This window comes from Heyndrickxia sp. FSL W8-0496 (assembly GCF_038007825.1).
Lineage (GTDB): Bacteria > Bacillota > Bacilli > Bacillales > Bacillaceae_C > Heyndrickxia > Heyndrickxia oleronia.
The window spans coordinates 4,148,745-4,160,573 of the sequence record NZ_JBBOXX010000001.1 but is presented as its reverse complement, the minus strand read 5'-3'; the positions used below and the strand labels follow the sequence as shown (position 1 = coordinate 4,160,573).

The 11,829-nt window shown below is 35.1% G+C and carries 11 protein-coding genes and 2 pseudogenes; 8 read left to right on the top strand and 5 right to left on the bottom strand.

Translation table 11 applies throughout. The features are described 5' to 3' along the window. The first annotated feature begins 151 nt into the window (after positions 1–151). The gene (locus NST63_RS21045; RefSeq protein ID WP_212944255.1) at positions 152–934 is read left to right on the top strand and encodes an alpha/beta fold hydrolase; all 783 of its coding nucleotides are present in this window, start codon (positions 152–154) and stop codon (positions 932–934) included. Between the two features lie 852 nt (positions 935–1,786). Here the strand turns inward: NST63_RS21045 and NST63_RS21040 are convergent. The 3 genes and pseudogenes from NST63_RS21040 to NST63_RS21030 form a co-directional block, all read right to left on the bottom strand. Continuing rightward, positions 1,787–2,418, bottom strand: a pseudogene (locus NST63_RS21040) (ATP-binding cassette domain-containing protein). Positions 2,419–2,485: 67 nt separating this feature from the next. Further along, the gene (locus tag NST63_RS21035; RefSeq protein WP_212944257.1) at positions 2,486–3,400 is read right to left on the bottom strand and encodes an NADP-dependent oxidoreductase; all 915 of its coding nucleotides are present in this window, start codon (positions 3,398–3,400) and stop codon (positions 2,486–2,488) included. Between the two features lie 249 nt (positions 3,401–3,649). Then, complete coding sequence (locus NST63_RS21030; RefSeq protein WP_212944258.1) at positions 3,650–3,988, bottom strand: VOC family protein; 339 nt, start codon at positions 3,986–3,988, stop codon at positions 3,650–3,652. A 214-nt stretch (positions 3,989–4,202) separates the two neighbouring features. On the opposite strand from NST63_RS21030, the gene NST63_RS21025 reads away from it, so the two are divergent. The 4 genes and pseudogenes from NST63_RS21025 (at position 4,203) to NST63_RS21015 (ending at position 7,406) form a co-directional block, all read left to right on the top strand. Further along, positions 4,203–5,081 (top strand): LysR family transcriptional regulator, encoded by an 879-nt coding sequence (locus tag NST63_RS21025; RefSeq protein WP_341043645.1) that lies wholly within the window; start codon positions 4,203–4,205, stop codon positions 5,079–5,081. Positions 5,082–5,143: 62 nt separating this feature from the next. Further along, positions 5,144–6,098: pseudogene (locus tag NST63_RS27830) on the top strand (IS3 family transposase); the annotation flags it as partial. Between the two features lie 312 nt (positions 6,099–6,410). Beyond that, positions 6,411–6,740: a hypothetical protein gene (locus NST63_RS21020; protein WP_341043643.1), complete on the top strand. Its 330-nt coding sequence runs from the start codon at positions 6,411–6,413 to the stop codon at positions 6,738–6,740. 471 nt (positions 6,741–7,211) lie between these two features. Next, a complete protein-coding gene (locus NST63_RS21015; protein WP_373312648.1) occupies positions 7,212–7,406 on the top strand; it encodes a DUF3923 family protein in 195 nt (64 codons plus the stop codon). 138 nt (positions 7,407–7,544) lie between these two features. Here the strand turns inward: NST63_RS21015 and NST63_RS21010 are convergent, their stop codons facing one another. Then, entirely contained in the window at positions 7,545–8,630 is a 1,086-nt protein-coding gene (locus NST63_RS21010) for an NAD(P)H-dependent flavin oxidoreductase (RefSeq protein WP_341043642.1), read from the bottom strand. A 28-nt stretch (positions 8,631–8,658) separates the two neighbouring features. Further along, complete coding sequence (locus NST63_RS21005) at positions 8,659–9,048, bottom strand: tautomerase family protein (RefSeq protein WP_058006229.1); 390 nt, start codon at positions 9,046–9,048, stop codon at positions 8,659–8,661. A gap of 184 nt (positions 9,049–9,232) precedes the next feature. Here NST63_RS21005 and NST63_RS21000 point away from each other — a divergent pair, with 184 nt between their 5' ends. From NST63_RS21000 to NST63_RS20990, 3 genes are all read left to right on the top strand, one after another. Continuing rightward, a complete protein-coding gene (locus tag NST63_RS21000) occupies positions 9,233–10,093 on the top strand; it encodes a LysR family transcriptional regulator (RefSeq protein WP_341043641.1) in 861 nt (286 codons plus the stop codon). A 308-nt stretch (positions 10,094–10,401) separates the two neighbouring features. After that, positions 10,402–10,998, top strand: a complete 597-nt coding sequence (locus NST63_RS20995) for a hypothetical protein (RefSeq protein WP_341043640.1) — start codon at positions 10,402–10,404, stop codon at positions 10,996–10,998. 224 nt (positions 10,999–11,222) lie between these two features. Then, complete coding sequence (locus tag NST63_RS20990; protein WP_341043639.1) at positions 11,223–11,789, top strand: GNAT family N-acetyltransferase; 567 nt, start codon at positions 11,223–11,225, stop codon at positions 11,787–11,789. Positions 11,790–11,829: the final 40 nt, after the last annotated feature.

The window sequence follows — 11,829 nt, the reverse complement described above, 5'->3', positions numbered from 1 at the left end:
GATCCCCTTTTCTTATTGTGCTAAAGGGGCAGTTTAGCTCAATAAGCCCCGTCCATTACCACCGATCCGGCAGTCGAACAAGGATAGGTATTCACCTATGTTTGCTCAAATGAATATCTTAATGTTAAAGTCGTTTTTGGGGGGAAACAGTGTGGGATACTTTGTTAATGTAGAAACAGGCGTAAAATTATATGTAGAAGATATACATCCAGAGGGCAGTAGGACGATAGTGTTTTTACATGGTTGGCCGTTAAGCCATAAACAGTTTGAGTATCAATTTGATGTTCTTCCCTTAATGGGCTACCGCTGCATCGGAATTGATTGGAGAGGATTCGGAAAGTCGGATAAGCCAATAAGTGGTTACAATTTTGACCGATTGGCAGATGATATACGTAAAGTAGTTGATGTACTACAATTGGACAATTTCACTCTTGTAGGTCATTCTACAGGTGGAGCGATTGCGATTCGGTATATGTCCCGACATAATGGTTACGGAGTATCCAACCTTGTCCTTGTAGACGCTGCAGCTCCTATAGGATTTACTACAGAAACTGCGACTAGATTATATATTCAAACCTTAAATGACCGTCCTAAGATGATCCGAGAAGTAACAGACACCTTTTTCTTTCAATATATAACAAGCTCATTCTCTGATTGGTTTTTACAATTGGGGTTACAAGCAGCAGGTTGGTCAACAGCAGCAATCATAATTACATTAAGAGATGAGAAGCTTTATGCTGATTTGCAAAAAATACTTGTCCCTACCTTAATAGTTCACGGCGTTCACGACAAAGTTATTCCATTTGCACAGGCTGAGGAACTAAATCAAAAAATAAGAAATTCACAGCTTGTTCCGTTTCATTACAGCGGTCATGGTTCCTTCTGGGAAGAACGTGACAAGTTTAATGAGCTATTAAGGCAATTTATTGGCTGATAATCCTCTTCAATTAAAGGTACGATGTTGAATAGGCAAACACTCTGATAAGTCAAAAATATGCATGGTTTTATTCAAAACCTGTATGTTTTTGGCTTATTTTTATGTAGTAAAAAATCAACATTTGATGACTTAAACAAAGGTAAATGAAATACGCAGTTTTAACTAGAATTGTGAAAGTTATCACTTAAATTAGCGGGGCAGCATTCTATACTTAATGAAAATGGGGGTTGAATAAAAAATAACCTCTTTGTAGACAGAGGGAGTCCAAAAGCCAGCACGAAAAATGGCCATACTCAATTAACCAGAAGGATATAAAATGAATTATAACCAAAATGGAAAGATTGCTCAAATCACTTTTCAGACTCTTATTATAGGTATTGATATTGCCAAGTTCAAGCATGTCGCGCGTCACAAGTACAATTTTTCACAACTTAATAAGAAAAAAAACGAAATACCTTTGAATATTCGGCTTTTTTCTTATATTAAAAATTTCAGCAGCATAGAATAAGAAAGTAATAAGTCACAAACTTCCTTAGGATCCCATCCCAAAAGCGAGACCATTCTAATTGTGCCCATATTAAATAAATTTGGAACGCCTTTTTTGGAAGGAATATAAACTTATATTTTGATATTTCTCATTCAGGTGATTGCATTATTTGTGCAACTGACACAAGAACAATTAGAGTTGATAGAAAAGGTAGTCCCTAACGCCAAAACGTCACAAAGTGTTTGGTAAGTGTAGATTTTCTTTTTGAACATTAATGAACTCGATTAATTATTAAACCAACATTAAGAACTTTAAAAAGCAAAGTTCTTAATGTTGGTTCCGATAATTTCGCTCTTTATAATCTATAAACCATTTACAGTACATTTATTAATTCGATAAACAATATCACAAATATTAATATCTTCTTGGTTGTGACTTGTTAACAATATCGTTTTACCTTCATTTTTAAAACTGATTAATAGATCTCGTACTCTTTTAAAACTAGCAATATCTAAAGCATTAACTGGTTCATCTAAGACTAATACTTGTTGTTCATACATAATTGCCTGGCAAATGGCTAATTTTTGTTTCATTCCTAAAGAAAAATTCTTTGCCTTTAGATTGGAATGCGGATCTAATCCAACTGCTTCCATCGTTTTAATAATTTGATTATCATCAATTATACCTCTAATTAAAGACAATTCCTTTAAATTTTGAAAACCTGATTTATTCGAAATATAACCAGGACGATCTATAATAACACCAAAATTTTCTGAAAATCTTGTGTTCTTACCTATTTTTGAATCTTGGATAACTATAGTTCCTTCATTTGGGAAGATAAATCCGCATATCATCTTAATAATACAGATTTACCTGAACAATTTGGTCCTACAATTCCATATATCTTACTTTTCTCTATGTCAAGATTTACATTTTCAAATAGGGTATTTCATTTAAATATTTTATTAACATTATTTAATGAAATAATAGACATACTACCACCTCCACTATAGTAGAAGATGCCTTTAATAACTAGTCAAAATCCATTACCGTAGTAAGGTTCACCCCATTGTAAGAACCACTTTACCTCGGCCGTGGCCGCTCTCGATCTCTCTATGGGCATCTGCGGCTCGCTGTAGCGGAAATGCCTTCCTGATATGGACCTTCAATTTTCCTTGTGAGTATAGTTCTACTAGCTCAGCAAGTCGCCCCACGGTCCTATGTGAACGTATTTGGCGAACACCAAGTTCCTCTGCAAGGCTAAACGCAACAATTGTTCCGATTCGTTTTTTGTTTTGGACAAGTTCCAACGATGCGCGTAGAGCTTCGTCTCCAGCAGCATCGAAGGCTATGTCCACGCTCTTGGGTACTAGGGCACGGACTCTCTCGGCAAGGTCCGGTCCATAAGTAATGGGAAGCGCACCCAATGATCGAAGATAATCGTGATTTTGTTCACTGGCGGTACCGATGACAGTTGCTCCCCAAGCCTGAGCAAGTTGCACTGCGAATGTACCAACTCCACCAGCTGCAGCGTGAATCAATATAGTGTCTCCCTTGTCAACGCCAAGCTCCTGTAACGCAGTATGAGCAGTTTGACCAGAAGCGGTTATTGCACCGGCTTCCTCCCATGGCATGTTTTGTGGTTTATACACAATCTGGTCAGCACTTACCACAACATACTCTGCATAACAGGACAGCAAAGCCCATCCAAGAACTTCATCTCCTACAGAAAAGTCTGTGACTTTATCGCCGACTTGATCAATAATTCCTGCGAACTCGTTACCCAGAATCTGAGGATACCGTACATCAAAACCGGGTGGTGCCCATCCACTTTTACGTACTTCCACGTCGAACGGTTGGATTCCAGCTGCTTTAATTCGGACCCGGACTTGTTCTGGGCCAGCATATGGGGTATCAAATTCAATTACTTGCAAAACATCAGGAGGACCAAAAGTAGAAATTGCAGCAGCTTTCATACTACATCCCTCCTGAGTGGGAAGAGTTCCGTCTAAAGATGGAAAATGATTGAGTGATTGAGCATAATTGGTAATTTAGCCTTTTACCCATCGGGCAAGATTTTAAAATCTTTTTTTGTTGTTGGATAAAATTAAGCATTTGAATCGTCTGATCATTATTCATTGATATTCGTCCCTTCAAATTTATTTTGAAATGTAATCCTAGCGAATTAGCATGTTCTGTTATTGAATGATCTTTTGATGTCTTATTCAACTAAGAACTTCGATGGTAAATCCACCTGGGGCTTTAACATAAAATGTCCAACGATGAGCCCTTTTTGGCGGCTTTACGTCAAATCCATCATTTTTCAAATGCTGATAGATTTCGTCCACCCTTTTTTCGCTTTCCTGCACAAAACCAATATGAAAGGATTTCGGGTAATTGACCTGAGTACCTTTCATCAAAGCGAGCAATAATCCACCGTCGTCTAAAAGTACAGCGAAGGAATCTCCATGAGTACTTTTAGTTTGTAGGTCGAAATATTTTTCCAAGAACTCCCGAGAAGCATTAACGTCAGTGACAGTTAAATTGATATGGTTCAGTCTCAATAGCTACACTTCCTCTTTAGTTATTTTATTATAGTTTCTTACCGAAAAATGGAAGAATTAAATAGACTCATAATCAAAACAGTATGATCCAATAAAATCTTTTCAAGCTTTTATTGTTTACATGTTTTATTCTATAATTGATTATTAATAAATAAAAAGACATATTAGTATATCTATATATATACTTGAGTATATGAATGGAGGAGTGACGACCATGGAACTGCTGCAACTGCATTATTTTCTTAAAGTCGCTAAGTTGGAGCATATAACGAAGGCTGCTCAAGAGCTTCGCATTGCTCAGCCTGCTCTCAGTAAAACTATTGCTAGGTTGGAAGCGGATTTGGGTGTCCCTTTATTTGATCGCAAAGGAAGGAATATTCGACTCAATTCATTTGGGAGAGTGTATCTGAAGAAAGTAGAAAAGGCACTCATGTTGCTTGAAGAAGGTCGTAGAGAAGTTGAAGATCTAGCAGAAATGGAAAGAGGGCGTGTATTTTTAGCAACAACAACTCATAAATGCTTTTCTGATGTAATTGCTTCTTTTATATCCTTGCACCCTGATGTCAAACTTCAGATTAGTCAAGCTTCAGAGAAGGAAAAGGTGCAACAGCTACAAAATGGGGAGATCGATTTTTGTATCACTTTTCCTCCCATTGAGCAGAAGGGGATAGAGGGATTATCCTTTCTCACTGAAAAAATTTTGCTCGCCATTCCTCATACACATCGATTTGCTAATCGAAGAAACATTGACCTAAGAGAAGTGGCTGATGATCCTTTTATTTGTATAAAGAAAGGGAATCCATTCCGAGGAATGACGGATGAATTTTGTCAAAAAGCAGGATTTACACCTAATATTATATGTGAAGTCGACGAACATTCTGCAGTAGGACATTTCCTCCGTATGGGAATTGGTATTGCATTTATGCCGGAAACCTTAATTGAAAAAATTGAGACGTCATTTAATTTAGTGCATATTGATAATCCTGTTTGTAAGCGTACCTACCAGATTGCATGGCTTGAAGGGCGCTATATGTCCGTGGCTGAACGTAAATTTCGTGAGTTTTTTGCCAAGAGCTTTACTGAACAGAAATAAACACTGCTACATAACAACATGGTTAGACCTACTAAAATGGCCCGCCCTCTGTTTGAAACAAAAAAAGGAGGAAATTAAAAAAGCTTCGCCTTCAAGAAGATAATGAAATTTTAAAAAAGGCTATGGCCATATTCGCGAAAAAGTAAATTTCAATGAGCTAACAGATATTATCAAAGAGATTAAAGATCAGTATTCCATTCAAAGATTATGTGATGTCCTTGATGTCCCGAGAAGTACCTATTATCAAACTTCTCAAAAACTAGAGCGTGAAAGAGAAAATAATGAGTTAACCAAACAAATTAAAGAAATCCATGTAGAAAGTAAACAATGTTATGGAGCTCCTAAAATCCACAATATTCTTAGTAAGAAAGGCTTTAATGTGAGTTTAAAACGTGTCCAGCGATTAATGAGAGAAGCCAATATCTGGTCAATTGTAGTTAAAAAGTTCAGACCAACTCCAAGCAAAGAGAGAATATTAGAGCGAGAAAATGTTCTGAAAAGAGACTTTAAAACTACTACTGTCAATGAAAAATGAATCGGAGATATTACGTACATTAATACATTAAAAGATGGATGGTGCTATCTAGCTTCTGTCATGGATATACACACTAAAAAAATTGTTGGTTACTCTTTTTCACGGACGATGACAACTGATTTGATTACTAAGGCACTAGAAAATGCTTCTGATTAACAGAATCCAAGTGATGGCGTAGTCTTCCATTCAGACCTAGGTTCACAATATACTAGCGATGATTTTGCGAAAAAAATACAAACCTATAAAATGACATACTCCTTTAGTCATAAGGGTTCTCCATATGATAATGCCTGTATTGAGTCGTTCCATCCCATTCTAAAAAAAGAAGAAGTGAATCATGCAAAGTACCTAGATTTTGATTCTGCAAAAATAGCTTTATTCAAATAGATTGAAGGCTGGTATAACAGAAAAGAATACATGGAAGCATCGGATACAAGACTCCACAAGAGTTAGAAAACGAAATTATGGTGAGCGTGGGATAATGCAAACTCAAAATAAACCACAGGCTTTACATGGAGAGGCGAGCATGATAGCCTGTATGGCTGCTAGCAAGCATTACTTAGTTAACTGGCTTTCTGGCTAGGAAACTGTGCTCGCAGAGGCTCCATGTCAAGCCTCCGACGGTTATCCTGTATAAAAGTTTGGAAGGTTGATTTAAAACTTAACATATTGTTGTCCGAAATATTGACTCAAATCAAAAATAATTCTAAAAGGGTGAAGCTTTTGAAGAACTAATTAAAGAAGATGATCTGCAAATAAATCAAATTAATAATATAGACATTCCCCCTCCTAAAATGTCTTCAGAGAAATTTGAGACAAAGGAGACAAGTGACCAACCTTCTTCACTTGCCCAATATATTATGGCACCCTTTATATTAGTTGATTCAAATGGAATGAATGATATACCTGTATTTGATTATGTTATTAAAAAATTGGTTTTAGAAGAAATTGCACCCCATTTTAGCGAATTAAAGAAAATAGCAATTGATCATAAGATGTTTATTAGAGTTCAAAATGTAAAAGAAAGTTCGAAAAATATTTTTTTAAATCTAATCAAAAATTGTCGTATTAATCAAATTGTTAATGACATATATTCAGGTGGTAATTCAAGTTGGCTAAAGTGAACATTTAAAGCCAAGGAAAATAATGTAAACCTAGATAAAATAGAAAAATCTTTTGAACCGGATATTTTGGGTATGTGGGATTTTTTTTACGCTCTTTCATAAAAGAGAACGGGTTTATGTCAATCCTATCAAGTGGATAGACATTGGATGAGTCATTTAAAGATAGGATAGCTGTTAGAGCTTTTGCTAGTGTGTGTAACTATATGGAAATTGTTGTAAATGGGGAAAATAATACGATTTCTTCATTCAGAGTAAATTAGATAATTTAATCTGTCGAATACTTTGTTTTCTTTTGTGAGCCACTCTCTAATGAGAAAGGCTTTTTTTTTAGCTCTTTTTTTCTTATTCGACCAAAGGAGCTGGTTAGTGTAATAAGATATAAACAAATTATGGAACTAATATCTCATTTTTCCGTATTACTATATATATTATTTAGATATGGTGGAAGGATGAGAAGCGGATGAAGCTCTGGTGTGCTGCAAATGTTTTTGGTTAGTAATTTTCTCTATACTTGCTATTATTATAGGAACAAGACAAGTAGATGGAGCAGGGGCTGTTCAAACTCCTGAAATAAGAATTGTTACATTTATAATTTTAGGCGTTGCATTTGTGTTTATTCTTATAATACAACTAATCTGGTTTCATTTTGTTCGTAAACGAATATGACTATCATAGACATCCTTTTTTTATCCTAATGGATAAAAAAAGTTAATATCCGATAGTTTGTGATTAAACATACTTAAGCAAAAGGGCCATTGTGAGAAAAACCTAGCTTTTGTGGCTAGGTTTTGTATACATTAGACTTTATTTTGCTTCCATATAACTTAATTTTTTTGCTTCTGCCATAATGTTTGTAATTAATGATTTGACGTTTTGATTCTTGGCTAATCTTGGAGTTTGACCAGACCAAAGTGACATGAAATCTTGATTTTTTTGTGCGCTTGAAGTCTTTCTAATATCCTGGGTTAATGTATTTTGAGCTGGGAAATCTGGTAAGAGTGCTTCATGCTTCTGCATTTCTAGAATAAATTTATTTTTAATTCCTCTTGCCCATTTACCAGAAAATGAACGAGTTAAAACAGTTTGCTCCTCTTTAGCATTAAGAATCGCTTCTTTATAAACCTTATTTGCTCCACTTTCGATACAAGTCAAAAAGGCCGTCCCCATTTGTACGCCCATTGCTCCTAAACAAATTGAAGCCATTAATCCTCTCCCATCCATAATTCCTCCAGCAGCAACAACAGGAATGTTTACATCATCGACAACTTGAGGAATTAATGACATTAAACCAATCAAACTTTCTTGTGACTCATTCATAAAGCTCCCTCGATGTCCACCAGCTTCACTACCTTGAGCAACAACAATATCCATGCCTGCTTTTTCATTTTCAACGGCTTCTCTAACGGTTGTAGCAGTTCCAATTAGAATAATATTTGCCTGTTTTAATTCAGCCATGATTTCAATTGAAGGAATGCCAAATGTAAAGGAACAAATAGGGATCTTCTCTTCAATTACGACCTTAATTTGTTCTATAAATGTTTCATAAACATCTTTATAATTAGGGATTTCCATGTTCTCCTTTTGTTCCAAATTCAATTTCTGACGAATGGGGTTTAAGAACTGGTTTGCTGATTTAATTTCATTCTCTGTCACTTTAAATTCATTAGGAACAAATAAATTAATACCAAAAGGGTTTGATGTTAGCTGCTTTACTTCCTTAATTTGTTCTCGCGTTTGAACTGGGGTCAAATACCCAGCTCCAATCATTCCTAGACCTCCCGTATTTGAAACCTCAGCGACTAATGCAGAAGTAGTTATTCCACCAGCCATTGGAGCTTGTATAATTGGATATTTAACTTTCAATAGTTCTGTCATTTTATTGTTTAACATAATTTTGCACCTCGTCATTCTTTTTACTCTATAATGAGCCTGTTAGAAATTGTGCTTCACCTAGTCCAAAACTCCAGTCGGAATCATTGTTCTCTGTTATAGAAACAATCAAATCTTGTGGTGAGATGTCACATTCAGATTCAAGCTTTTGGGCTAGAAGTGAGTATAAGGCTTCTTTTTGTTTAACGGTTCTTTTTTTACTAACAATACTAATAATTACAAGGTCTTTGCTTCTTTTAAATCCTAATCCTGTATCCTCAATTATGAGTTCATGCTGCGGGTGTTGATGAACGATTTGATAACGGTCACTTTCAGGTACTTGGAAAGCTTCAACCATCGCATGATGAGCCGAATCCAATAATTTTTTTAGCGCTTCTTCACTTCTACCTTCTATCAAATCAAAGCGTAATAATGGCATGTTGTGTATCTCCCTTCAAATTGAATAAGCTTTTTAGAATGTCTCTTTTTACAAAGATTACCCCCATTTAACAATGTAAGATATTTAAATCATATAGCTTTTTTGTTATTTGGTATAATACATAAAAATGATATTTGGTATCATTTTTATTGATAGCTAACTTTCAAAATTGGGAGAGATTATTTTGGATTTGCATACATTAGAAATTTTTCAAGCAGTGGCAAAGTTAGGGAGTATTTCACAGGCAGCAAGAAAACTTCAATACGCACAATCTAATATCACGATGAAAATACAGCAGTTGGAATCGGATCTTCAAACTACCTTATTTTATAGACATAATCGTGGAACTGCTTTAACAGCCAAGGGGAGCATACTATTAACATACTCGGAAAAAATATTTGACCTTATAGAAGAAACAAAAAGTGTAATGAGCGATGACCAAACACCAAAAGGGCCGTTAATGATTGGGTCGATGGAAACAACTGCTGCAGTTCGTTTACCAAACCTGCTTGCAAAGTATCACAAAGACTTTCCAGATGTTGATTTAATGTTAAAAACGGGCTCTACTGAACAAAATATCCAAGGAGTTTTGCAGTATGAACTTGATGGGGCATTTGTGGCTGGACCTATTGAGCACCCCGAGTTGAATGAAAAGGACTTAATTGATGAGGAATTGGTGATTATTACAGATACCATCCATCCTCCTATTTCTTCCTTTAAAGATATACAAACAAGGACCTTGCTTGTATTTCATGCTGGATGTTCATATCGAGAAAAACTTGAACAATGGTTACAGCAAGAAAAAGTAATTCCTAATAAAATAATGGAATTTGGCACTTTAGATGCAATAATTGGCTGTGTAGCAGCTGGACTAGGCATAAGTATGCTTCCACAAAGCGTTGTTTCAAAGCATGTACAAGATGGAATCCTCAGAAAACATTCAATTCCGAATTCATATGGAAAAGTAAAAACAGTATTCATTTATCGAAAAGATAAGTATGTACCTACATCCTTAATAAAATTTATCAATATGATTGGTGATTAGGTGAGCTGTTTTTATAAACTTATAAAAAATAATATTGGGACATCGTCACTTAAATAATCAGTTTAAGAAATGTTGTACTTCAAGTATGGGGGGCAAGAGTTGAAGATCCAGATAGAGATCCGCAGCTCTTTTTTTATTGGACGAAAGGGGCAATTTAGTTGAACAAATTTAATTAGTTTTTATTCAACAATAAGGCTACACAAAATAAGCAGGTATTTTTATATGGGGCATTGAAATAGTTTATATTCAAATAAGCGGTCTTAAGTAAATTAGCTGAACAATAAAAAAAGTTTGAAAAGGAGATCCCAATGATTTTAGCGTTTCGAAAAATTGCAGCTCTGTTTCTAGTAGTTTTAATTGTTTTAGTTTCCACAGGGTGTGAAATAAAAAAAACAGACCAACAAGTGAGTAAGGAGTCGGTGTCAACCATAAAAGTTAAGAACTTAGATACCTTTAAGGAAAAAACGATTTCTTATACTAAATCTAGTGAATTACTTCCAAATCCAGCAATAAACAATATAAGCTATAACATCCAAGAATATTACAACAGCAATAAAAAAGAGTATCAGTATGTATTAAATCTTCAAAGCAATCCACTAACAGAAGTACAGAAAGGGATAAATATTATTCCTTACAATGTAATTAAGTTTTCCGTAGGTGCCTTGCAAAACAATGAAACTAATACATTTATAAAATCAGTTTCTTCTCCGATGTTTATAAAATTTAATAACTCATACATAAGTGATGGTTCTTACTATTTATTTAGTGCCAATAAGCCAATAAAAGCAACTGAATTCCAACTTGAGGGTATATTCGTAAATGCGGTTGCTTTTGAGAATAAAAAAGTAGGGGAAGAGACATATCGGTATATTTCAAATTCAAAAGAAAGTTTAATGACTGAATAAACAGTAACCGGATTATTCATATTGGGACGCTTCTTTAGTAAGAGGGCATCTTTTAGAGATATGACTACATAGCAAGGATGCTTTTTTCTGTTTGAACTAAAGGAGAATGATAGTACAAGAAGGATTCGCACTATTTTTGTTGAAGTTATTCATCTAACAGGTGGTTAGTTAACAACAGACTAATGCGGGGAAATGTTAACCTGAAATAAGGGAGTGTGAGTGAAATGGTGGATTTAAGTCATAAACCACGAATAGAAGGGGAGAAAGTTGTGCTCCGACCTTTTAAGGATGAAGACTTTCCTTTTATAGAGGAATGCTTAAAAGATCCCGAGGTATTAAAACTGACAGGAAGCCGTTCGGATTTTGATAGGGAATCAATTCTCGAATGGTATACAACAAGAAATGAACAAACTGATCGCTTGGATCTAGCTATTGTTGACCAATCACAGGACATTTTAGTGGGAGAGGTAGTGGTCAATCTATACGATGAAAATAGTCATAGCATGAACTTTAGGATACTTATTGGTCCAAGGGGAAGAAATCGAGGATTAGGAACGGAAGCAACTAAGCTCGTAATTGATTATGTATTTAAAAATACTTCACTTAATCAACTAACTTTAAGCGTTTTTGACTTCAACCCAAGAGCCAAATATGTTTATGAAAAGGTTGGTTTTGAAATAGATAGTATTGATGAAAATGATCTAGAGTTTGATGGAAAATGGATTGACTCTATCAATATGAAATTAACAAGAGAAAATTGGATTAACAGAGATAAACATGCTTTAAGCTAATAAGGGCTTGAGTTCAAAGCTGGAGTTATTTAACAAACGG